This is a genomic window from Micromonospora fulviviridis (genome assembly GCF_014648395.1).
Taxonomy (GTDB): domain Bacteria; phylum Actinomycetota; class Actinomycetes; order Mycobacteriales; family Micromonosporaceae; genus Micromonospora; species Micromonospora fulviviridis.
Genome location: NZ_BMRA01000005.1, coordinates 91586 through 113164, shown reverse-complemented (window position 1 = coordinate 113164; position 21579 = coordinate 91586). Strand labels below are relative to the sequence as shown.

Below are 21579 nucleotides of genomic sequence, written 5' to 3'. Positions count from 1 at the left end.
AATTGGCTCTTATTACCTCTTCTCCCGCGAAATACTGCTCATCGCCAGGATCAGGTCTTTCACACCGACGGACCGGTGTACCGCTTCCCGGACACATACGGCCACGGGTTCGGCCGGCAGCCGTTCAGGAAGAGCGTCTGCTGCTGCATCACCGGCGCCGGCCGGCCCGCCCCCGGGCAGGCCTCGTGATGGTGTCCCAACTGGTGACCCACCTCGTGGTTGATCACGTAGAGCCGGTAGGTGTCCAGCGGCAGCTTCGCCGCGACCAGGTGCGGCGCCGAGGTACGCCACCGGTCCAGGTTGATCACCACCTTGCCGGTGACCCGGCAGGACGTGTACGGCACCCCGCCCACCCGGATGTTGATGCCCCCGGCACGGCAGAGCCGGCCGGCGGTGTCCCGGGTGGCCAGGTAGATCGTGAAGTCGGACGGGCTGCCCGGACGGACCCGCTGCAACCGCAGCCGGCCACCGTCCACCCAGCTCCCCGGCCCGGCCAGCGCCCGCTGCACGGCGTCGCCGAACGCGTGCACGTCCTCCCCGGAGCCGTCCTCCACCGCCACCCGGAACCGGTGCAGCACCCCGGCCCGGCCCAGCACCCCGCCGGCCCGGTCGTCGTAGCCGAAGCTCCCCTGCCCGTGCGCGGGCACCGGCCCGGGCAGGCTCAGCACCGGCGCCACCGGGGCGCTCGACACCGGGGCGCTCGACGGCGGGCCCGCTGACGGCGACGGCGACGCGCCCGACGGCGGCGCAGTGGGCGGCACGGGTGACCCGGCCGCCGAACCGGCATCCACCAGCGCCGCGGCCGACGGATGTCGCAGGGCGACGCCGATGCCGACCAGGGCGGCGACGAGGAAGGCGCAGACCACGACCGCGGAGCGCCAGCGGCCGGCGGGCGGGGCGGTGGGCCGCGCGGCACGCGGACGGACGGAGGTGGGCATCCGGCTCAGCCTGCCATGTCACGCCGCCGCCCGCTCTCCTCCGTTTCGGCGATCAGCTCGCTGGCCTGCGCCTCCGTCCGCTCCCCACTCGGCGGCGATCCGGTGGGGGACGCCTCGGCGAGCAGCGCCAGCACCGCGCGCGCCACGGTGCGGGGCACCTCCAACTGGGCCACGTGCCCGACCCCGTCGAGCATGAGCAGCCGGCTGTCCGGGATCACCCGGGCGGCCTGCGGCGCCACCCGCACGTCGACCAGTCGGTCCTGCCGCCCGCCCACCACGAGCGTCGGCGCCCGCACCGCCGCCGCCAGCCGCCACAGCGAGCCCGACCCCGGCAGGTACGACCGCAGGAAGCTGGAGACCAGGCCACGGAACGTACGGACGTAGGCGGCGGCGTAGTGGGCCGCCTCGTAGCGGATCCGGATCTCCTCGACCGCCTCCAGCCGGCGCTGCTCGCTGATCCGGGTCAGGTCGGCGATGCACGCCTCCATCACCTGCTGGGCCATCACCTCGGGGGCGAGCTGGGCCAGCCGCCAGGCGGCCAGCCGCTCGCCCCGGGGGATCGCCAGCAGCGGCAGCATCCGGCCCTGCAACGAGCGCCGGAAGTCCAGGAACGGCAGGGCCGGGGAGATCAGGGTCAGCGTCCGGACCAGGTCCGGCCGCAGCGCCGCCACGCGGACCGTGACGGCGCCACCGAGCGAGTTGCCGAACAGGTGCACGGGCCCCCGGCCGCTGTGCTCGATCCAGCGGACCACCCGGTCCGCGAAGGCCGGCACGGTGTAGCGCCGGCCGGGCTCGCTGCGCCCGAAACCCGGCAGGTCGATCGCTTGGCCGTCGAGCCGGTCGGCGAGCAGGCCGGCCAGGTCCGTCCAGTTCTGCGACGAGCCACCGAGGCCGTGCACGTAGAGCGCCGGCTCGGCGCCCGGAGTGGTGGCCGGGGTGTCCCGCACGTACGTCACCGCGCCGTCGAGCCGGACGTTCCGGCCGGGCCAGGGCGGCGGAAAGTGGTGCGCGGGCAGGAGGTGATCCGGCCAGAGTGCGGCGCGCTTCATGGTTCCAGTCTTCCCGGACCGGCCCGGCCCGACACCGGCTCAGGCGAGCAGCGCCTCCAGCCGGCGGTTCACCGCGGCCAGGGTCGCCCGGACCACGGCCTGCCGGGGATCCCCGGCGACCAGGGCCGAGCCGGCGAGCTGCTCCACCCAGCCGTCACAGACCAGCAGCACCACGACGGTCGCCACCTCGCAGTTGCCGAACGGCACCACGGCGGCGTGCTCGACGAAGCACCGGCCCCGCTCGCCGGCCGGCGCGGCCCGGCCGAGCAGTTCGTCCACCGCGGCGGCCGCGGCAACCGCGCAGAGCCGCAGCACGTAGCCGTCGACGGCCGGCCCGGTGGAGTGGCCCTCCGCCGTCCGGTCCCCGGCGATCAGGCGGACCTCCACGGTGGCGTCGAGGCCGAAGGTGCTCACCTGGACGTGGTCGATCACCACCCGGGGCCCCGGCAGGCCGCCGGTGTCCAGCGGTCGCGACGGCGCGGTCTCCGTCGTGCTCATCTGCCCGCCGGAGTACGAGGTGCCGAGCGTGACCGGGCTGCCGGTGGGCGTGCCGGCCGGGGCGGTGGCGAGCGAGGACTCCTCCACCGCGGCCCGGCCCCGGTGGCCGCTGGCCTGCCGGCGGCGGCGCGGCGGCTCGACGTCCGGGTCGGTGCCCTCGGCCGGCGCCTCGGCGAGCCGGCCGGCGCGCGCCTCGGGCGCGGCGAACCGGCCCTCTCCGGACCGGTTCTCGGCCGGCCGGTTGGTGCCGGACCGCGCCGGCCCACCCACCTCCTCGGCCGGACGGGACTGCGCACCCGCCGGGTCTTCCGCCGGCCGGAAGTGCGCGGCGGACCGGGCCGGGCCGCCCAGGTCCTCGGCCGGACGGGACTGCGGCGCCGGGCGGGCCGGGCTGGTCAGGTCCTCGGCGGGACGGGACTGCGGTGCGGACCGGGGCGCGCCGGGCCGGTCCTCGGTCGGGCGGAGCTCGGCGGCGCGGTCGGTGCGCGGCTGGGCCGACCGGCGGCGGACCGGGGGCGGCGGGGCCGCCGGGGCGCCGGACAGGTTCTGCGGGGCGGCGGCCAACCCCATCCGCTCCTGGAGCAGGCGGGCCACCATCCGGCTCACCTCGGCCGGGTCCGCGCCGTCGGCGAGGTCCAGCCGGAGGCTGTGCGCCCCGGCCGGGGTGCGGCGCAGCGCCGCGTCCCGGACGCCGGCCACCTCACGGACGGCGTCGAGGATCGCGTTGACGTCGAAGCCCTCCGGCCGCTCGCGCAGCGGCGCGGGCTCGTCATCGCGGCGCAGGTGGGTGGCGATGCGGGCGAGTTCCGGGGTCTCGGCGGACGGTTCCACGGCGGGCGGCTCCGGCACGACGGGCACGTCAGGCTCGGCGGGGACGCGCTGCGGCAGCACCGGGGTGGCCTCGGCCGACCGGGGGTCGGCGACCGCCTCGGCGGTCGGCACCGGCTCGGGGGCGGACCGGCGGGCCGCGTAGGGAGGTGCGCTCGTCGGGGCGGGCGCGGGGGCGCGGTCGAAGGGGGCCGCTGCGCTCGTGGCGGGGGCCCGCGGCGGGCCGGCCGGCTCGGCGGGCGGCTGGTCGGCCGGGCCCGGCAGCCGGTACGGCATGCTCTCCCGCTCCTCGGCGGCGCGGGCGGCCGGCGCGTAACCGGTGGACGGCGGCCCGGCGGGCGCCTCGCGAGGCACCGGCGGGGCGCTGGTCGGGGCGGTGTGCGGCGGCGCGCTGAACGGGGTCACCGGCACGGGCGGCCCGGCCCAGGGCGGCCGCTCGGGGATCTCCCGGGCCGGCTCGTACGCCGGGCGGGGCTCGGGCTCGCTCCGGGGTACCTCGTACGGCCGGGACGGCTCGGGGCGGGGCGCCTCGTGGCCCGGGGGCTGCTCGGCCCGGACCGGCTCGTACGGGCGCGCGGGCTCCGGCTGGGGCGGGTCGTACCCGCCGGGCGACTCGAACCGGGCCGGCTCGTACGGCCGGGTCGGCTCGGGCGCCCACTCCTCGCGGCTGGCCCGGCGCCCGACCGGCTCGTCCTCGCCGGCGCGGCGGCCGGCGGGCCCCTCCTCGCGGGCGCGGCGGCCGGTGGGCCGGTCCTCACGCCCCCACGGCGGCGCCCAGCTCCCGCCCCGGCTCGGGCGGTTCCAGGCCGGGCCGGACCACTCCGGTTCGTCGACCGGCCAGCGCTCACCGGCATCCCGGTCGTCGGCCGCGGCGCGCGGCTGCTCGGCGACCGGCCGGCGCTCCCCGGCGGCGCCGGCGTCCGGGCCGGCGGGCGGGGCCGAGGTGGGCCGGTCGGCCCAACCCCGGGAGAGCGAAGGCGGCTCGGCCGGCGGGCGCTCCGGCGGGAAGCGGTCGGCCCGGCCGGCGGCAACGGGCGGCTCGGCCGGGGGCTGCTCCGGCGGGAAGCGGTCGGCCCAGCCGGCGGAGACGGGCGCCTCGGTCGGTGGCTGCTCCGGGGGGAGGCGGTCGGCCCAGCCTCGGGAGAGCGACGGGCCGGGGTCGGACCGCTCGGCGGTCGGGGCGTGGAAGCCGGGAGGCACCTCGAAGCCGGAAGCGGCGGCGCCGACCGGCGGCACCTGCAGGGCCGGCGGCGCGGACGTCGGGCCGTTCTCCGCCCAGCGCGTGGCGCGCGGCGGGTCGTCGGAGGCGTGCCGGGACCCGGGCTCCACCTCGCCGGTCGGCTGCTCGGCCGCGGGCGCCGGCCGCTGGGCCGGCACGACCAGCCGGTCGCCGTCGGTCTCCCGGCGCGGCTCGTCCGCGGGCGGGGCACTGACCGGCGCCTGGCGGGTCACGGGCGGCTCCCCCCCGGCGTGGTGCACGCCGTTGACGTGGCGGCCGTTGACCCGGACCGGCGGCTCCTCGGCGGCCAGCCCCGGCACCGGGGCCGGGAGGTCGCCGTGCCGGGAGGACGAGGCGCCCCAGCCGGTGGTGAGGTCGGCGCGGGGCCAGGCGCCGGGCGCCGGTGCGCCCCGGGCCCAACCGGTCGCCGGGGGCGCCCACCCGCTGCCGGCGTGGGCCAGGTCGTCCTGCTGACCCGTGCCGTCGCCGTGCTCTCCCGGGGTGGCGGCTCCGGGTTGCCCTGATTCACTCACCGCGCGCTCCTTGGTCGCCCCCGCTGAGGCTACCGTGTGGTGACAGTGGCGATAAGTTACAGCGGCGGGCCAATTCCGCGCCGGGTTCACGAACCCGGACCGGTTCGGGTGATAAGTGCCGGCTCGTACAGAGAAACTCGGAGGTTCCCATGACCGCTGTGGGGAACGGTGCGCAGACCGCCGGCCGGCCCACCCGCCTGCCCCGCTCGGCGCGACGCAAGCAGCTGCTCGCCGCCGCCCAGGAGGTGTTCGTCGCGCAGGGCTACCACGCCGCCGCGATGGACGACATCGCCGAGCGGGCGGGAGTCTCCAAGCCCGTGCTCTACCAGCACTTCCCCGGCAAGATGGAGCTCTACCTGGCGCTGCTGGACACGCACTGCGACGCCATCGTGGCGAAGGTGCACGACGCGATGCGCGGCACCCAGGACAACAAGGAGCGGGTCGGCGCCTCGGTGCGCGCGTACTTCGACTTCGTCGACCACGAGAGCGAGGCGTTCCGGCTGGTCTTCGAGTCGGACCTGCGCAACGACCCGGCCGTCCGGCAGCGGGTGGAACGGGTGGAGCAGGGCTGCATCGCCGCGATCACCGACACCATCATCTCGGACACCGGCGTGAGCCGGTCGCACGCCGAGCTGCTCGCCTCCGGCCTGGTCGGTGCGGCCGAGACGGCCGCCCAGTTCTGGCTGGCCGGCGGCCGTCAGGTGCCCAAGGCGGAGGCCGAGGCGCTGGTCGCGGCGCTGTCGTGGCGGGGCATCGCCAGCTTCCCGCTGCAAGGTGAGTCAGCCTGAACATCGGGCCGCCAGATCGGATAGCCTTCCCACGGTGGCTTTTTCGCCCCAGTTGAGGAGGCACAGTGGAGGTCAAGATCGGCGTGCAGTACGCGCCGCGGGAGCTGGTCCTGGAGAGCGCGCAGTCGCCGGCCGAGATCGAGCAGATCGTGACCGACGCCGTCGCCAAGGGTGAGGGCACCCTCTCCCTGACCGACGAGAAGGGCCGGCGGGTCATCGTGCCGGTCACGAAGGTCGCCTACGTCGAGATCGCGGAGGCCTCGCCCCGCGCGGTCGGTTTCACCGTCCGCTGATACCCGCCGGCCCGCCGTGGCGGGGCAGCCCGTCACGGCGGCGCCGGGCGTCAGTTGTTCAGCCCCGCGGCGGTCATCCGCGCGGTGTGCGCGTCGGTCAGCTGCCGGAACAGCGACGGCACGTCCACGCCTGCCCGTGAGATCAGCCCGGTGAGGGCGCCCCGGTCGGCGGCGGCGACCCGGCCGGCCTGGGAGAGCGCCTCGCCGACCAGCCGCCGGGCCCACATGGAGAGCCGGTTGGCCACCCGGGGGTCGGCCTCGATGGCGGCCCGGATCTCGGTGGCGGCGAACTCGGCGTACCGGGTGTCGTGCAGCACGTCGAGGATCAGGCGCCGGTCCGGCCCGTCGAGGCCGCCGGCGATCCCGCGCAGGAAGTCGTCGCTGATGGCGTCGCCCACGTACGCCTTGGTCACCGCCTCCAGCCAGTCCTTCGGCTCGGTCGAGTCGTGGAACGCCCGCAACGCCTCGACGTAGGGGGCCATGGCCTCGTCGGGGGTCGCGCCGAGCGCCGTGATGCGGTCGGCGATCCAGCGGTAGTGCGCGATCTCGGCGGCGGCCATCTCGCTCAGCGCGGCCCGTCGGCGCAGGTCGGGGGCGAGGCGGGCGTCGGCGGCCAGCCGGTCGAAGGCGAGCAGCTCGCCGTACGCGACGAGGCCGAGCAGATCGACCAGGGCGGGGTCGGGGGCGGACACGAGCGCAGGCTACCGCCCGGGCACAAGACCCGCTGGTGCGTGACCCAGGTCACACCGGTCACCCCCGGGGGCGGTGCGGTGACCGGAATCAGGACGGCCCTGGCGCCGTTCAGCTAAGATGACACAGTTGCCGTGGGCACCGATTCGTTCAGCTGAGCTGATCAGCACCGGTCCCCGGCGCGCGTGCGGCCCGGTCCGGCTCGGCGATCACAGCCCCCGACCGTGTGGCCCGCGCCATACCGTTCGCGCCCTGAGGACATGACGGGGCGCACCACGAGAGGGCACCCCCAAATCCATATGAGCGAGCAGATTCAAGGCCAGGAACTGGCCCCCACCGCTCCGGTCCGTCCGGAGGCTCCCACCTTCGCCGAGCTCGGCGCCCGCCAGGAGACCGTCGAGGCGCTGGCCGCCGCCGGCATCACCCGCGCCTTCGCCATCCAGGAGTACGCGCTGCCGATCGGGCTGCGTGGCGTCGACCTGATCGGCCAGGCGCCGACCGGCACCGGCAAGACCCTCGGCTTCGGCATCCCGCTGCTGGAGCGCGTCTTCGCCCCCTCCGAGGGCGGCGACGGCGTGCCGCAGGCGCTGGTCGTCGTCCCCACCCGCGAGCTGGGCCTCCAGGTCGCCAAGGACCTCGACGCCGCGGGGCGCACCCGGGGCGTCCGGGTGCTGCCGATCTACGGCGGCGTCGCGTACGAGCCGCAGATCGACGCGCTGCGCAAGGGCGTCGAGATCCTGGTCGGCACCCCGGGCCGGCTGCTGGACCTGGCCAAGCAGAAGCACCTCCGGCTCGACCGGGTGCACGCGCTGGTGCTCGACGAGGCCGACCGGATGCTCGACCTGGGCTTCCTGGACGACGTCGAGAAGATCCTGGCCATGCTGCCGGAGGACCGGCAGACCATGCTCTTCTCGGCCACCATGCCGGACCCGATCGTCGCGCTGTCGCGGCGCTTCCTGCGCCGGCCGGTGACCATCCACGCCGGGCACACCGCCGAGACCGGCCCGTCGCCGCAGACGCAGCAGCTGGTCTACCGCACCCACTCGATGAACAAGGTCGAGATCGTGGCGCGCATCCTCCAGGCGGAGGGCCGCGGGCTCACCATGATCTTCACCCGGACCAAGCGGGCCGCCGACCGGGTGGCCGAGGACCTCGACTTCCGCGGTTTCGCGGTCGCCGCCGTCCACGGGGACCTGGGCCAGGGTGCGCGGGAGCGGGCGCTGCGGGCGTTCCGGGCCGGCAAGATCGACATCCTGGTCGCCACCGACGTGGCGGCCCGCGGGCTCGACGTCACCGGCGTCACCCACGTCATCAACTACGACTGCCCCGAGGACCAGGACACCTACACCCACCGGATCGGCCGCACCGGCCGGGCCGGGGCGTCCGGTGTCGCGGTGACCTTCGTCGACTGGGACGACATGCCCCGCTGGCGGATCATCGACAAGACCCTGGGGCTCGACATGCCCGAGCCGCCGGAGACCTACCACACCTCCCCGCACCTCTACACCGACCTGGACATCTCCCGGGACATCAGCGGCACCCTGCCGACCGCCGAGCGCACCCGCGCCGGCCTGTCGGCCGAGGTCGAGGAGGACCTGGGCGGTGGCCGCTCGCGGCGCGGCGAGCGCGGCCCGCGGCGCGGTGAGAGCCGGAGCGAGGGCCGGGGCCGGGAGCGCCGCCGGGGTCGCGAGGGCGACACCGGGGCTGCGCCCGAGGGCGCGGCGACCGAGGCGTCCGCCGAGGAGGGCCCCCGCAGCCCGCGCCGCCGCCGGCGTCGCCGGGCCGGCGAGACGGTCGCCGGCGAGGCCACCGCGGTGATCTCCGCCGAGGGTGGCGCCGAGCCGGCCGCCGCCGCCGAGGGCGAGTCGGCCGCCAAGCCGCGCCGCCGCCGGCGCCGCCGTGGTGGCAGTGGCGGGGGCGCCGGTACGCCGGCCGAGGCGACCGCCGACTGACCCGCGAGACATCCGACGTCCCCCGTACCGGTCACCCGGTGCGGGGGACGTCCCCGTTCCACCCGGCCGACCCCAGGAAGAGGAAGCCATGCCGGAACCGCTGGATGCCGCGCTGAGCGAGGTGCGGGCGCTGCTGCTCGACCCCGCCCTGACCCGGGCGGTCGCCGCCGGGCGCCGGCGCGGCCAGCGCCCCTCGGTGGTCCGCGCCGAGCTGCGTCCGGTCACCCTCAAGGGCGGCAACCGACTCCAGATCTCCACCTCCGACGGTGCCCGGCCGTACACCCGGAACGTGGCGCCGGGCGCGGAGGCCGGCACGGCGGTCGACGCGCTGCTCGCCGAGCCCTTCGGCAACTGGCACGTGGAGACCGCCGACAGCACGCTCCAGCTCCGGGTGACCAAGTCGGGCGAGGCGCAGGTGCACCGGGCGGCGGCGAGCCGGCCGGCGCCGGAGCCGGGCTGCCACGACCGGGCCAAGGACTGGCTGCTCGACCCGGGCGATCCGATCTTCGTCGAGATCGGCGGCTCGGCGGCCAAGCGCCGCCAGGTGGACGCGTTCCTCCGGGCACTGGCCGCCACCCTGCCGGACGACCTGACCGGGCCGCTGCGCGTGGTGGACCTGGGCTGCGGCAACGCCTACCTGACCTTCGCGGCCCACCGCTACCTGTCGCAGCGCGGGCTGGACGTGACGCTGGTCGGGGTGGACGTCCGTGAGGACCAGCGCCGGCGCAACACCGAGTTGGCCGAGCGGCTGGGCTGGGCCGACCGGGTGAGCTTCGTGGCCGGCACCATCCTCGACGCCCGGGTCGAGCCGGCCCCGGACCTGGTGCTCGCGCTGCACGCCTGCGACACGGCGACCGACGAGGCGCTGGCCCGGGCGCTGCGCTGGGGCGCTCGCTGGGTGCTCGCCGCCCCGTGCTGCCACCACGACGTGGCCGCCCAGCTCCGGGCCCGGCCCGCGCCGCGGCCGTACGAGCTGCTCACCCGGCAGGGCATCCTGCGCGAGCGGTTCGCCGACGTGCTCACCGACGCGCTGCGCGCCGGCCTGCTCCGGCTGCACGGCTACCGGGCCGAGGTGGTGGAGTTCGTCGACTCCCGGCACACCCCGCGCAACCTGCTGATCCGGGCCCGGCGCACGGGGAGCGCGCCGACCGACGACCAGCGCGCCGAGTATCGCGAGCTGGTCGACCAGTGGGGCGTCACGCCCCGGCTGGAGACGCTGCTCGCCGACCGGGCCTAGCGGCGGCGGTCACCCCGGTTGCGGTCGCCCCGGTCGAACGCGGGCACCCGCTCGCCGGGCCCGCGGTTGGTGGACCGGTCGATCTCCTGCCCGGCGGTCGGGAACGGCACCACCTTCCCCGACTCGTCGGCGTTGCCCGCGGCGGCGAACGCGTTCCATGAGATGTCGACCAGCAGCCGCTTGAGCTCGGCGTGCCGGGCGGCGGCGTTGCGTTGGAGCGCCATCCGGGCGCCCAGCACCACGCCGACCAGCGTGGTGGTGACCGCGCCGGCCGCGGCGATCAGGTGCACGCCGGTCGTCGGACCGCCGCGCACGGCCAGGACAAGCAGCCAGATCCAGAAGCCGAGGGCGAGGACGCCGGCCTTCGCCACGAAGAAGAGGCTGACCGCCCCGGGGCGGTGGGGCACGGGACGGTCCGGCTCGGCCATGCTGCTCCTCGACGTCTGTTCGCTGCTCCCGGGCGGTCCGTCGAGTTTAGTTGACGTCTCACAACTGTCGATGCCCGCGCGGTCCCGCCCACGGGACCTTCCGACCGATCAGTCAGTTACTTATTTCAGTGGGCGTACTAGGCTCGGTGCCCGAGAGTCGGGTGCTCCGGCGGAAAGGGACAGACCCCCCGGAATGGGTTCGGCAGAGGTTTCACCGCAGATGGCCTTCGCGCGGTTCGTGCGCCGCGCCATCGATGACGCCCGCGAGGAGCGCGGCTGGACGGTGACCGATCTCGCCACGCACACCGGCGTGGGGCGGTCGACCGTCTTCCGCTGGCTGGCCGGCGACTGGCAGGACTACCCCGAGCTGGCCAAGGTGCGCGGCTTCTGCGCCGCCCTCGACCTGCCGGTGGCTGCCGCCTTCCGCGCGCTGGGCCTGCCCGACGCCGGCCCGGTGCCGCGCCGCCGCGCCGAGGACGGCCCGGTGGAGGCCGACGTACGGGTGATCCTGGAGCGGCTGGCCGACCCGAACGTCCCCGCCGAGGAGAAGCACCACATCCGCGACCTGCTCCGCTACCTGGCCCGCCGCCCGGTCCGCCGGGCGGGCTGACCCGCGACTCAGGCCACCGCGACGGTGAACGCGGCCGTGCGCACCACGCCGCCGACCTGGAAGTCCAGGAACATCCGGTAACGGCCCGGCCCGGGCGCGGTCAGCCAGAAGGTCACCGCGTCGCCGTCCCGCACCGGCTCGGGGTGCACGTGCAGGTAGCCGAGGTCGCCCTCGCGGAGCGCGACCAGGTGGCCGTACGCGCCGAGGTAGGGCTCCAGCGGCGCGGCCCCGCCGCCAGGCCCGGTGACCCGGAACCGCAGCGGCACCGACTGCCCCACCGCCGGGGTGCCCGAGTAGCCGACGGTGAACCCGTCGACCGTGGTCTGGGTGGCCGGGGCGGGCAGCGGCCGGGGCGCGTACCCGCCGGGCGCGGCCAGGTCGGCGCCGAGGATCACGGCCGTCTGCCGGCCGTCGTCGGCCACGGCGGTGAAGTCCGCGTACGCCCGCCAGGCGCCCGGCTCGGCCAGGGTCAGCGGCACCGACCAGGTGCCGTCGGCGGCCATGGTCGGGTGCAGGTGCTGGTAGCCGGTGAGGTCGCGGCGCACCACGACGAGGTGCAGCGGCTTGTCGTGCACCACGGCGAACCGGGTGACCGGCCGCCGCCGCTCGTCCCTGATCTGGAACCGCAGCTCACCGGCCCGGCCGGGGGCGAACTCCACGGTCGACGGGGCGAGCGTGTAGCCGGCCGAGCTGATCGACAGCCCGGCCGCGTCGGCGTCGCCGCCCTGGGTGACGGTGGCCCCGCCGTGCGCGTGCGCCCCGACGCCGGGGGCGTGGCTGTGCTCGCCGGTCACCGGGAGGCTCCCGGTGCGCGTCGGGTTCGGCGGCGGGTTCAGCCGGCCGAGACCGAAGCCGAGCAGCACGGCCAGCACCAGCCCGCCCACCGTCAGGGCGAGCCGCAGCGTCGCCCGGTCCACCTCGACCGGCCCGCCCGGACCGGACCCACCGGTGGCCGGCGCGCCGCCGGCCGTCGACCCGACCACATCGGCGCCGGACCGCGTCGCGTCGCGGACCGGCTCCGCCACGTCGGGGGCCGGCTCCACCACGTCGGGGGCCGGCTCCGCCGCCTCGCGGACCGGCTCCGGCGCGTCGTGGGCCGGTCCCGGCACGGCGGTGCCGGGCGGCGACGCGTCGGGGCCGGCGAGAGGCGGTGACTCAGGCAATGCCGGCGACCAGCTCGTAGCCGGCCTCGTCGACCGCGGCGCGGACGGACTCGACGGGCAGCGGGGCGGCGCTCGTGACCGTGGCCGTGCCGCTGGCGAGGTCGATCCGGACCTCCTCGACACCCGGCAGGGCGGACAGCTCGTCGGTGACCGCCCGGACGCAGTGTTCGCAGGTCATGCCGGTGACGGCGTACGTCTGGACGACGGGTCGCTGCTCGGTCATGGGCCCACCGTACCGCCGGTCGGGGGCCGGCCCGCCGACGGTCCGCCGACGGTGGCGACGCTCGCATTCCGGCCGGGCCGGGAACTTTCCGCGCCCCGGGCGCGACGGTTCAGCCGGCCACCGCGAGCGCCAGCGGGAGCACGTCGGGCGCGCCGGCCCGGCGCAGCAGCCGGGCCACCATGCTCATGGTCCACCCCGAGTCGACCAGGTCGTCGACGAGCAGCACCGGCCCACCCAACCCGGCGAGGGCGTCGGCCAGGTCACCGGGCACCGCGAAGGCGTCGTGCAGCGCGCGTACCCGCTGGGCGCTGTTGCCCCGCGGGCCGCCGGCTCCGGACGGGCCGGTCGGGACGACCCGGCCGAGCAGCGGCAGCCGGCCCACCGCGGCGATCCGCTCGGCGAGCGAGCCGACCAGTAGCGGCCGGGTGCGGGAGCCGACCGCGACCACGCCGACCGGGCGACGCGGCCACGGGTCGTCGCCGTGCGCCCACGCCTTCAGCACCTCCACCACCGCCGCCGACACGTCGTCGGGGACCGGGCCGTCCACCGCGTCCGGCCCGACCAGGCCGCGCAGCCGGCCGCCCCAGCCCAGGTCGGACAGGCGTCCCACGGCCCGCCCGGGAAGCGCCTGCTCCGCCGGGGGGATGCGCCCCTTCAGGGGTACGCCGACCGCCTCCAGCCCGGTCGGCCAGAGCTTCTTCGGCGCGATCTCCACGCCGGGGCGGCCCAGGAAGGTCTGCGCGGCGGTCAGCGCGGCGTCGGACACCTCGGAACCGAACAGCGGGGCCGCGCAGTTGTCGCACCGGCCGCAGTCCCCCGCCCCGGCGTCGTCCAGACACTCCCGCAGGTAGCGCATGCGGCAGCCGGGCGTGGTCGCGTACTCCCGCATGGCCTGCTGCTCGGCGGTGCGCGCCTGGGCGACGCGGCGCAACCGGGCCTCGTCGTAGACCCAGTGCTCGCCGGTGGCGAGCCAGCCGCCACGCACCCGGCGGACCGCGCCGTCCACGTCGAGCACCTTGAGCATCAGCTCCAGCCGGGCCCGGCGCAGGTCGACCACCGGTTCGAGGGCCTGGGTGGAGATCGGCCGCTCGGTGGAGAGGGCGGCGAGCACGGCCCGGACCTGCTCCTCAGGCGGGAAGGCGAGCGAGGCGAAGTACCGCCAGATCGCCGCGTCCTCGACGCCGGGGAGCAGCAGCACCTCCGCGTGCTCGACGGCCCGGCCGGCCCGGCCGACCTGCTGGTAGTAGGCGATCGGCGAGGGCGGCGCGCCCAGGTGCACCACGAAGCCGAGGTCGGGCTTGTCGAAGCCCATGCCGAGGGCGCTGGTGGCGACCAGCGCCTTGATCTTGTTGTCGAGCAGGTCCTGCTCGGCGGCCCGCCGGTCGGCGTCCTCGGCCTGCCCGGTGTAGGAGGCCACCGACCAGCCCCGGGCGCGGAGGAACTCGGCGGTCTCGCCGGCCGCCGCCACGGTCAGCGTGTAGATGATCCCCGAGCCGGGGAGCCGGTCCAGGTGGTCGGCAAGCCAGGCCAGCCGGTGCGCCGGGCTCGGCAGGTCCAGTACGCCGAGCCGTAGCGACTCCCGGTCGAGGGTGCCGCGCAGCACCAGGGCGTCGCCGAGCTGCTCCGCGACGTCCTGGGTGACCCGGGCGTTGGCGGTGGCCGTGGTGGCGAGCACCGGGGTCCGCTCGGGCAGGTTGGCCAGGAAGGTGCGCAGCCGCCGGTAGTCGGGGCGGAAGTCGTGCCCCCAGTCGGAGACGCAGTGCGCCTCGTCCACCACGAGCAGCCCGGTGGTGGCGGCCAGCTTCGGCAGCACCCCGTCCCGGAAGTCGGGGTTGTTGAGGCGCTCCGGGCTGATCAGCAGCACGTCCACCGCCCCGGCGTGGATCTCGGCGGTGATCTCGTCCCACTCGTCCAGGTTCGCCGAGTTGATGGTGCGCGCCCGGATGCCGGCCCGCGCCGCCGACTCGACCTGGTTGCGCATGAGCGCCAGCAGCGGCGAGACGATCACCGTGGGGCCGTGCTCACCGCCCTCGCGGAGCAGCGCGGTGGCCACGAAATAGACGGCCGACTTGCCCCACCCGGTGCGCTGCACGCAGAGCACCCGCCGCCGGTCGACCACCAGCGCCTCGATGGCCCGCCACTGGTCCTCGCGGAGCCGGGCGTGCTCACCCGCCAGCCGCCGCAGCACCGCCTCGGCGCGCTCCCGGACGACCATCCGATCCTGACCCATCCGGCATTTCTACCAGGCGAACCGCCGCCGGCCCGAGTCACGAGCGCCGGACGGGTGGCGGCTCGGGCGGCAGGAAGAGCAGCACGTCCCGGAGTTGTTCGGCCGCCGCGGGCGGCAGGTGGCACCGCGCGGCCAGCTCCTCCAGCGACCCGTACGGGCCGCGCAGCCAGCGGTCGACCGCGAGCTGGCGGCGCTGGTCGGCGGTCAGCCCGGGCAGCGTGGCCAGCACCGGATCGGGCACCCCGTTGACGTCGACCAGGCCGCCGTCGTCGTAGCTGCGGAGCAGGTCCGGGCGGCCGATGCGCAGGTCGACCCGGGCGGCCGGATAGTGGTGCAGCAGGTAGCGGGCCTGCTCCCGGCGCAGCCGGCGTTGCTCGTCGGTGCGCTGCCGGCCGGTCCAGAACAGCCCGCCGACGGCCGCCCAGAGCGTCGGGTTGAGCAGCACGACGTGCGCGGTGCCGAGCAGCCAGCAGGTGCCCATCACGACGATGAGGTACAGGGCCTCCCCGTCGCTGATCTCCTCGTTCTCCGGGCTGTTGACCGCGAGGACGAACACGCTGAGGACGAGCAGGAAGTAGCCCAGGCCGGCCAGGGCGAGACGCCAGCTACGCCGCCAGAGCGCGTACCCGAGGACCACGGCCCAGGTGAGCGAGCCGAACGACAGCAGCGCGGTGGCGGTGCCGACGACCGTCGCGGCGAGCCGGACCCACCCGGGCGCCCGGCGTTCGGCCGGCGCCTCGGCCGGCTGGTTCATGGCGACCAGGAGGGCGTGCGGGATCGGGGTCACCGGTCCGACCGACCCGGCGCCCCAGCCCGGCGCGACCGGCGGGATCGGCGCGGCAGCGGGGGTCAGTCCGGTCACGCCCGGCGTCGGGGCGGGCGCGGACCGGACGGCGACGGCTTCCGGTTCGGCGGACGTCGACCCGTCCGGCCGGTCCGTGCCGTGTGTGGTGCCGCCGGCCCGGGGCGCCGGCACGGCCTCCGCCGCGGGCGGGGCTGGCGGCTCGGACGACGCGGGCGGGGCGGACGACGCGTGTGGCGCGGGCGCCTGCGGGGCGGACGGCGCCGACGGCGCGGGCGGGGCCGGTGACGCCTGCGGGGCGGGCGGGATCAAGGTCGGGTCTGAGCGGAGGATGCGCCGGTGCAGGTCCTGGAGCGCCTCGCCGGGCTCGATGCCGTACTCCTCGCGGAGCAGGTCGGCGAAGTCCCGGTAGGCGGCCAGCGCCTCGGCCTGCCGGCCGCCGCGGTGCAGCGCCAGCATGAGCTGGTGGCGCAGCCGCTCCCGGACCGGGAACTCGGCCACCAGCTCGGCCAGCCGGCCGACCAGCTCGCCGTGCCGGCCGCTGGCCAGTTCCAGCTCGGTGCGCGTCTCCAGGGCGACGGCCCGCAGCTCGACCAGCCGGTGCCGGGCGGCGTCGAAGTACGCGCCGGTGAACCCGGTGAACGGCTCCCCCTGCCACCGCTCCAGGGCGCCGGTCACCTCGGCGAGCGCGTCCTCGGTACGCCCCGCCGCCTGCCACTGCCGTGCCCGCCGCACGCCCCGCTCGAAGCGGACCGCGTCCACCGCCTCCGGCGGGATGCGCAGCAGGTACCCGGCGTCGGTGAGGGTCAGCACCTGCGCCGGCGTACGGGGTGACCGGTCGGGTTCGAGCACCCGGCGCAGCCCGGCCACGTACTTCTGCACCACGTTCGGGCCGTTCGCCGGTGGCTCCTCGGGCCACACCGCGTCGACGATCTGCCCGGTCGCTACGGGGCGGCCCGCGGCGAGCAGCAGCACGGCCAGCACGGCCCGCTGCTTGCCGGGGCCGAGGTCGAGCGGGCGGTCCGCGTACCAGGCCCGTTGCGGGCCGAGGATCTCGAAGCGCAACGCCTCTGACATGCGAGTTTCCGCTCCTGTACCCCCCGGCCGCCCGCCGCGGCGGCCCACGGCAGTCGGACGGCAGCATAACGGCAGCGGGACGGCCGTGGCGGTCTGCCAGACTCCCGGTGCAACAGCCAACTGGGAAAGTGAGTCGAACGAAAATGACGCAGCGTACCGGCACCCCGGCAACGTTCCGGCGGGTCGCGGCCCTCGCGACCGCCGTGCTGGCCGCCACCGCCCTGTCCGCGGGATGCGGCACCGGCGACGGCGCCTCCGAGGGCGCCGGGTCCACCCCTGGCGCCTCCGCGTCGGCCGACCCGAAGGCCACGCTCCTGGCCGCCGTGCCGGACGAGAAGGACCCCGCATTCCGCTTCTCCACGCTCGACGGCGCCGACAAGTTCACGGGCGTGGTGGACCCGGCGGCGCACGCCATGGAACTCGGCATGTCGCAGAAGAACGACGACCCGGAGTTCACCATGGACATGACGTTCCGAGTGATCGAGAAGGACCTCTGGATGCGGGTCAAGCTGACCGGCATGCCGGGCCTGCACGACATGCTGAAGCTGCCGAAGCGCTGGATGGCGCTGGACCGGACCAAGCTGACCGACGGGTCGGAGGCGCCGGTCTACCAGGGGGCCGACCCGGCCAACACCGCCGCGATCATCCGGACCTCGGACACGGTCGAGGACAAGGGCAACGGGACCTACACCGGCTTCGCCGACCTGACCGACAACGCCGACGTGCAGAGCGCCTTCGACGCGGTCGACGTGGCGGCGCTGGGCGAGGCGGCGAAGAAGGTGCCGTTCACCGCGGTCGTCGGCCCGGACGGGAACCTCACCTCGCTGACGCTGGAGGTCCCGGCCGCCGGCAAGCAGAAGGCCATGAAGCTGGTCACCCGGTACTACGACTTCGGCAAGGCGCCGAAGCTCACCGTGCCCGCCGGCGACCAGGTGCAGAAGGCGCCCTCGTCGGCGTACGAGCTGCTGAACGGCTGACCCGCGACGGGAGGAGGGGCGGCGGCCACACGGGGGGCCGCCGCCCCTTCCGCGTCTCAGCGGCCGAGGACGGAGCCGCCGTTGACGCCGAGCACCTGGCCGGTGACGTAGCCGGCGGACGGGCCGATCAGGTAGCGGACGGCCGCGGCGATGTCGTCCGGCACGCCGGCCCGGCCGACCAGGGTGGCGGCCACCCGCTTGGCGTGCCCCTCGGGGGTCATCCGGTCGCCGAAGAACTCGGTCTCGGCCACGTACCCGGGGCTGACCACGTTGACCGTGATCTGTTCCGGACCGAGCTGGGTGGCCAGGTCGTACGCCCAGCCGTGCAGCGCGGCCTTCGCCGCCGAGTACGGCCCGCCGCCACCCCGCTGGGCGGCGATCGAGCTGAGCAACACGATCCGGCCGCCGGGGCGGCGCAGGGCAGGCAGCAGCGCCTCGGTCAGCAGGACCGCGGTGAGCACGTTGGCGTCCAGGTTGGCCCGCCACCAGCCCGCCACGTCGGCGAGCGTGTCGGTCGGTCCGCCCAGGTAACCACCGGCGTTGTTGACGACCGCGTCGACGGTCCGCTCCCCCACCGCCTCGACGACGGCCGCCACCTGCCCCGGATCGGTCAGATCAGCGGCCACGGCGGTAACGGCACCCGCCCGCCCCGACGACTCCGAGAGCCGCGCCGCGGCCTCGGCGAGCACGTTCCCCCGCCGCCCCACGATCACCACGTCGTACCCGTCCACCACGAGCCCCCGCGCGACGGCGGCCCCGATCCCGGTGCCACCCCCACTGACGACGGCGAGCCTGCTCTCCCCCATGACCCCTCCCCAGTTGATCAAGAAGTTTGCGTCATCCTACGGCGGATTCCCGACGCAAACTTCTTGATCAACTGAGAGGTCGCGGGAGGGCGGCGGGGTCAGCGGCGGCGGAGGGCCGTCGTCAGGGGGGTCAGGCGGGTGCGGAGGCTTGCCAGGCCGCCGGGGAAGAAGTACACCGCCAGGATGAACACCGTGCCCAGGACGAACAGGGGCTGGGACAGCGGGTGGCTCAGGAACGCGGGGAGGTTGTTGACCGCGTCGCTGGTGCCGAAGGCGGTGAGGCGGTGGTCCAGGTACATGTAGAGGATGCCGCCGAGCACCGGGCCCCAGCGGGTGCCGGGACCGCCGAGCACCACCATGACCAGCAGCGACAGGGTCAGCTCGCTCGACGTCACGTGCGGGCTGGCGCCGCCGACGATCAGGCAGTAGACCACCCCGCCGGCCGTGGCCAGGCCGCCGGCCAGGGTGAACGCGACCAGCTTGAACCGGTACGGGTCGAGCCCGAGCACGCCGATCCGCCGCTCGTCGTCGCGCAGCCCGGCCAGCACCCGCCCGGTCGGCGAGCCGCTCACCCGGTGCACCACGAGGACCACGAGGGCCAGGTACGCCAGTGCCAGCCAGTAGAGGTTCACCGTGTTGGTGACCCCGACGAGGGCGGCCGGCAGCCCGGAGACGTCCAGCGGCAGCCCCTCCTCCCCGCCGGTGAGCCCGCCGAAGTCCCGGGCCACCAGGATCGCCCCGACCTGGGCGAAGGCGAGCGTCACCATGGCGAACGCGATGCCGACCGTGCGCAGCGCCACCGCGCCGAGCAGCGCGGCGAGGATCGTCCCGCCGGTGACGGTCAGCAGGGCGGCCTGCCAGAGCGGCAGCCCGGCCCGGGTGACCAGCACGTCGGTGCCGTAGACCCCGGCGGCGAAGTAGAGGGCGTGCCCGAAGGAGAGCATCCCGGTCCGCCCGAAGAGCAGGTCGTAGCCGGCCGCCAGGCCGCCGAAGACCAGGCAGATGGCGAGCAGTTGCAGGGTGCCGGGCGAGTTCAGCGGCCCCTCGAAGATGCCCGGCAGGTTGACCGTGGAGTACGGCAGGATCGCGGCCACCACGAGGGCGGCCAGCGGCGCGTACGGGCGCAGGCCGTGCCAGCGGGCGTGGCCGGGGGTCAGCTCGTCGGGCACCGCGGCGGGCGGCGCGGGCACCTCGGGACTCTTGACCTCGGTCATGCGTGAGCCACCTTTCCGGCCAGGCCCTGCGGACGCAGCAGCAGCACCACGGCGAGCAGGCCGACCACGCAGAGGTCACCCAGCCCGGACGTGCCGTAGTAGTTGACGAACTGTTGCAGCAGCCCCACCGCGACCGCCGCGTACGCGGACCCGACCACCGAGCCCATGCCGCCGATCACCACCACGATGAACGCGAAGATCAGCAACGAGCCGCCCTGGCCGGGCGAGACGGTGCCGAAGTAGACCGAGCCGAGCGCGCCGGCCAGCGCGGCGGCGGCCCCGCCGATCGCGAAGACCAGGGTGAACGCCTTGCGCACGTCGATGCCGAGCGCGGTCACCATCTCCCGGTTCTCCACGCCGGCCCGGATGATCAGGCCGTACCGGGTGAACCGGAGGAAGGCGAGCAGCGCGCCGAGCACCACAGCGGCGGCGACGATCAGCAGCAGCCCGGCGTTCGGCACCTGGGCGCCGAGCACCGAGGTCACGTCCCGGGTCCAGCCGGGGCGCGGGAACGGCCGCGCGTCGGCGCCCCAGGTGGCCTGGAGCAGCGCCACCCCGGCCAGCGACAGGCCGACGGTGACCAGCACCTGCTCGATGGTGCGGGAGTAGAGCGGCCGGATCAGCACCAGCTCGACCAGCACGGCCACGGCCGAGCCGGCGAGCACGCCGAAGACGACGGCCACCACGAACCCGAGGCCGTCCGCGCCGGCACCGGGCAGGTTGCCCGCCGCCCACCAGGTCGCGTACGCCCCGACACCGAGGAAGAGGCCGTGCGCGAAGTTGAGGACGTCGGCCAGGCCGAAGACCAGGGAGAGACCGGAGGCGACCAGGAAGTAGAGCGCGGCCAGGCCCAGCCCGGTCAGGGTCAACAGGATCACCGTGCTCACGCCGAGCCACCCTTCGTTCGCGACTGCGGGGCTCGCAGACCCGGCTCACTCCTCGCGCTCACCGGCACCTCCGAACCGACACCCAGCAGCGACTTCGTCAGCGCCGTCTCCAGCAGCAGGTCCTGCGCGTCACCGGTCCAGGCCACCCGGCCGGCGGAGAGCACGACGGCATCCTTCGCCAGCCGCCGCACCACGGCCAGGTTCTGCTCGACCAGCAGCACCGGCACGGATTCCGCGACCCGTTCCAGCACCTCGGCCACCTCGGTCACCACCTTTGGCGCCAACCCCTTGGTCGGCTCGTCGACCAGCAGCAGCCGGTTGTCGTTGAGCAGCACCCGGCCGATCGCGAGCATCTGCTGCTGCCCGCCGGAGAGCGAGCCGGCCCGTTGCCGTCCGCGCCGGTCCAGCTCCGGGAACAGGGCATAGACCTTGTCGTACGCCGGGGTGGTGCCCCGCCGCTCGGCCAGCCTCAGGTTCTCCGTGACGGTGAGCGCGGCGAAGACGCAGCGGTCCTCCGGCACGTAGCCGAGGCCGTCGCGGACCAGGCGGTGGGTGGGGCGGGCCAGCAGGCTCTGCGCGCCCATCCGGACCGTGCCGCGCACCTCGCCGTTACGCGGGGTGAGCCCGACGATCGCGCGCAGCGTGGTGGTCTTGCCGACGCCGTTGCGGCCGAGCAGCACGGTCACCCCGGTCGGCGCGACCTCGAACGACACCCCCTGGAGGATGTGCAGCCCGGCGATCCGCACCGACAGGTTCTCGACGCTGAGGACAGGTTCGGTCATAGCGACTCCCCCAGGTACGCCTCCTGCACGGTGGCGTTGGCCATCACGGTGTCCGGGGTGTCGCAGGCCAGCAGCGCGCCGTGGTGCATCACGGCGATCCGGTCGGCCAGCTCCAGGATCACGTCCATGTGGTGCTCCACCATGAGCACCGACCGGCCGCTGTCCCCGGTCAACGACCTGATCACGCTGACCAGCTCGGGCACGTCCTCGGCGCTCACCCCGGCCATCGGCTCGTCCAGCAGCATGACCCGGGGCTCCCCGGCGAGCAGCAGGGCGATCTCCAGCTTGCGCTTCTCGCCGTGGGCCAGGGTGCCAGCCAGCGCCGTACCCCGGTGGTGCAGGCCGACCCGGTCGA

At 75.7% G+C, this 21579-nt stretch carries 20 protein-coding genes; 6 read left to right on the top strand and 14 right to left on the bottom strand.

Annotated features, from left to right (window positions below; genetic code table 11):
- Positions 1-59: 59 nt before the first annotated feature.
- Genes IEY96_RS14630 through IEY96_RS33275 form a run of 3 tightly spaced genes read right to left on the bottom strand, consistent with a single transcriptional unit; the run spans position 60 to position 5065 of the window.
- Positions 60-938, bottom strand: coding sequence for a DUF3152 domain-containing protein (locus IEY96_RS14630; protein ID WP_189195387.1), 879 nt, complete (start codon positions 936-938; stop codon positions 60-62).
- 5 nt (positions 939-943) lie between these two features.
- Complete coding sequence (locus tag IEY96_RS14625) at positions 944-1987, bottom strand: alpha/beta fold hydrolase (protein WP_189195386.1); 1044 nt, start codon at positions 1985-1987, stop codon at positions 944-946.
- A gap of 39 nt (positions 1988-2026) precedes the next feature.
- Complete coding sequence (locus IEY96_RS33275; protein ID WP_189195385.1) at positions 2027-5065, bottom strand: hypothetical protein; 3039 nt, start codon at positions 5063-5065, stop codon at positions 2027-2029.
- Positions 5066-5214: 149 nt separating this feature from the next.
- Here IEY96_RS33275 and IEY96_RS14615 point away from each other — a divergent pair, with 149 nt between their 5' ends.
- Both IEY96_RS14615 and IEY96_RS14610 read left to right on the top strand, forming a co-directional pair.
- Positions 5215-5853 (top strand): TetR/AcrR family transcriptional regulator, encoded by a 639-nt coding sequence (locus tag IEY96_RS14615; RefSeq protein ID WP_189195384.1) that lies wholly within the window; start codon positions 5215-5217, stop codon positions 5851-5853.
- A gap of 65 nt (positions 5854-5918) precedes the next feature.
- A complete protein-coding gene (locus IEY96_RS14610) occupies positions 5919-6146 on the top strand; it encodes a DUF3107 domain-containing protein (RefSeq protein WP_091317774.1) in 228 nt (75 codons plus the stop codon).
- Between the two features lie 50 nt (positions 6147-6196).
- Here IEY96_RS14610 and IEY96_RS14605 read toward each other — a convergent pair whose 3' ends face one another.
- On the bottom strand, positions 6197-6838 hold the full coding sequence (locus tag IEY96_RS14605; protein ID WP_189195383.1) for a ferritin-like fold-containing protein: 642 nt from the start codon (positions 6836-6838) through the stop codon (positions 6197-6199).
- 297 nt (positions 6839-7135) lie between these two features.
- On the opposite strand from IEY96_RS14605, the gene IEY96_RS14600 reads away from it, so the two are divergent.
- Together IEY96_RS14600 and IEY96_RS14595 are read left to right on the top strand one after the other, a co-directional pair.
- Positions 7136-8788, top strand: a complete 1653-nt coding sequence (locus IEY96_RS14600) for a DEAD/DEAH box helicase (RefSeq protein ID WP_189195382.1) — start codon at positions 7136-7138, stop codon at positions 8786-8788.
- A gap of 88 nt (positions 8789-8876) precedes the next feature.
- On the top strand, positions 8877-10025 hold the full coding sequence (locus IEY96_RS14595) for a class I SAM-dependent methyltransferase (protein ID WP_189195381.1): 1149 nt from the start codon (positions 8877-8879) through the stop codon (positions 10023-10025).
- On the opposite strand, the gene IEY96_RS14590 is transcribed toward IEY96_RS14595, so the two are convergent.
- Entirely contained in the window at positions 10022-10453 is a 432-nt protein-coding gene (locus IEY96_RS14590) for a hypothetical protein (RefSeq protein WP_189195380.1), read from the bottom strand. The genes IEY96_RS14595 and IEY96_RS14590 overlap by 4 nt on opposite strands.
- Positions 10454-10646: 193 nt before the next feature.
- Between IEY96_RS14590 and IEY96_RS14585 the strand changes: the two genes are divergently transcribed.
- Positions 10647-11063, top strand: coding sequence for a helix-turn-helix domain-containing protein (locus tag IEY96_RS14585; RefSeq protein WP_189195379.1), 417 nt, complete (start codon positions 10647-10649; stop codon positions 11061-11063).
- A gap of 8 nt (positions 11064-11071) precedes the next feature.
- On the opposite strand, the gene IEY96_RS14580 is transcribed toward IEY96_RS14585, so the two are convergent.
- From IEY96_RS14580 to IEY96_RS14565, 4 genes are all read right to left on the bottom strand, one after another.
- Positions 11072-12226, bottom strand: a complete 1155-nt coding sequence (locus tag IEY96_RS14580) for a DUF8832 domain-containing protein (protein ID WP_373293570.1) — start codon at positions 12224-12226, stop codon at positions 11072-11074.
- Positions 12219-12449 carry a heavy-metal-associated domain-containing protein gene (locus IEY96_RS14575; protein WP_189195378.1) on the bottom strand — a complete coding sequence of 77 codons (231 nt, stop codon included), beginning with the start codon at positions 12447-12449 and terminating at the stop codon, positions 12219-12221. Before IEY96_RS14575 ends, IEY96_RS14580 begins: the two co-directional genes overlap by 8 nt.
- Positions 12450-12558: 109 nt before the next feature.
- Positions 12559-14679: a RecQ family ATP-dependent DNA helicase gene (locus tag IEY96_RS14570; protein WP_189195377.1), complete on the bottom strand. Its 2121-nt coding sequence runs from the start codon at positions 14677-14679 to the stop codon at positions 12559-12561.
- Positions 14680-14716: 37 nt separating this feature from the next.
- Positions 14717-16558 (bottom strand): AfsR/SARP family transcriptional regulator, encoded by a 1842-nt coding sequence (locus tag IEY96_RS14565; protein ID WP_189195376.1) that lies wholly within the window; start codon positions 16556-16558, stop codon positions 14717-14719.
- Between the two features lie 143 nt (positions 16559-16701).
- Here IEY96_RS14565 and IEY96_RS14560 point away from each other — a divergent pair, with 143 nt between their 5' ends.
- Complete coding sequence (locus IEY96_RS14560) at positions 16702-17535, top strand: hypothetical protein (RefSeq protein ID WP_189195375.1); 834 nt, start codon at positions 16702-16704, stop codon at positions 17533-17535.
- A 56-nt stretch (positions 17536-17591) separates the two neighbouring features.
- Here the strand turns inward: IEY96_RS14560 and IEY96_RS14555 are convergent, their stop codons facing one another.
- From IEY96_RS14555 to IEY96_RS32650, 5 genes are all read right to left on the bottom strand, one after another.
- The gene (locus tag IEY96_RS14555) at positions 17592-18341 is read right to left on the bottom strand and encodes an SDR family NAD(P)-dependent oxidoreductase (RefSeq protein WP_189195374.1); all 750 of its coding nucleotides are present in this window, start codon (positions 18339-18341) and stop codon (positions 17592-17594) included.
- A 98-nt stretch (positions 18342-18439) separates the two neighbouring features.
- The gene (locus tag IEY96_RS14550; protein WP_189195373.1) at positions 18440-19555 is read right to left on the bottom strand and encodes a branched-chain amino acid ABC transporter permease; all 1116 of its coding nucleotides are present in this window, start codon (positions 19553-19555) and stop codon (positions 18440-18442) included.
- Positions 19552-20442 (bottom strand): branched-chain amino acid ABC transporter permease, encoded by an 891-nt coding sequence (locus IEY96_RS14545; protein WP_189195372.1) that lies wholly within the window; start codon positions 20440-20442, stop codon positions 19552-19554. The genes IEY96_RS14550 and IEY96_RS14545 overlap by 4 nt, the downstream gene beginning before the upstream one ends.
- Positions 20439-21224, bottom strand: coding sequence for an ABC transporter ATP-binding protein (locus IEY96_RS14540; RefSeq protein WP_189195371.1), 786 nt, complete (start codon positions 21222-21224; stop codon positions 20439-20441). The genes IEY96_RS14545 and IEY96_RS14540 overlap by 4 nt, the downstream gene beginning before the upstream one ends.
- Positions 21221-21579 (bottom strand): ABC transporter ATP-binding protein C-terminal domain-containing protein (locus tag IEY96_RS32650; protein ID WP_229791604.1); only part of this gene is annotated, 359 nt, incomplete at its 5' end. The genes IEY96_RS14540 and IEY96_RS32650, both read right to left, overlap by 4 nt.

What these genes read in the sequence shown, in the direction of transcription:
- IEY96_RS14565 (WP_189195376.1), bottom strand. Translation starts at nt 16,558, where the DNA reads ATGTCAGAGGCGTTGCGCTTCGAGATCCTCGGCCCGCAACGGGCCTGG.
- IEY96_RS14550 (WP_189195373.1), bottom strand. Translation starts at nt 19,555, where the DNA reads ATGACCGAGGTCAAGAGTCCCGAGGTGCCCGCGCCGCCCGCCGCGGTG.
- IEY96_RS14555 (WP_189195374.1), bottom strand. Translation starts at nt 18,341, where the DNA reads ATGGGGGAGAGCAGGCTCGCCGTCGTCAGTGGGGGTGGCACCGGGATC.
- IEY96_RS14560 (WP_189195375.1), top strand. Translation starts at nt 16,702, where the DNA reads ATGACGCAGCGTACCGGCACCCCGGCAACGTTCCGGCGGGTCGCGGCC.
- IEY96_RS14585 (WP_189195379.1), top strand. Translation starts at nt 10,647, where the DNA reads ATGGGTTCGGCAGAGGTTTCACCGCAGATGGCCTTCGCGCGGTTCGTG.
- IEY96_RS14590 (WP_189195380.1), bottom strand. Translation starts at nt 10,453, where the DNA reads ATGGCCGAGCCGGACCGTCCCGTGCCCCACCGCCCCGGGGCGGTCAGC.
- IEY96_RS14570 (WP_189195377.1), bottom strand. Translation starts at nt 14,679, where the DNA reads ATGGGTCAGGATCGGATGGTCGTCCGGGAGCGCGCCGAGGCGGTGCTG.
- IEY96_RS14615 (WP_189195384.1), top strand. Translation starts at nt 5,215, where the DNA reads ATGACCGCTGTGGGGAACGGTGCGCAGACCGCCGGCCGGCCCACCCGC.
- IEY96_RS14630 (WP_189195387.1), bottom strand. Translation starts at nt 938, where the DNA reads ATGCCCACCTCCGTCCGTCCGCGTGCCGCGCGGCCCACCGCCCCGCCC.
- IEY96_RS14595 (WP_189195381.1), top strand. Translation starts at nt 8,877, where the DNA reads ATGCCGGAACCGCTGGATGCCGCGCTGAGCGAGGTGCGGGCGCTGCTG.
- IEY96_RS14575 (WP_189195378.1), bottom strand. Translation starts at nt 12,449, where the DNA reads ATGACCGAGCAGCGACCCGTCGTCCAGACGTACGCCGTCACCGGCATG.
- IEY96_RS14625 (WP_189195386.1), bottom strand. Translation starts at nt 1,987, where the DNA reads ATGAAGCGCGCCGCACTCTGGCCGGATCACCTCCTGCCCGCGCACCAC.
- IEY96_RS14540 (WP_189195371.1), bottom strand. Translation starts at nt 21,224, where the DNA reads ATGACCGAACCTGTCCTCAGCGTCGAGAACCTGTCGGTGCGGATCGCC.
- IEY96_RS14600 (WP_189195382.1), top strand. Translation starts at nt 7,136, where the DNA reads ATGAGCGAGCAGATTCAAGGCCAGGAACTGGCCCCCACCGCTCCGGTC.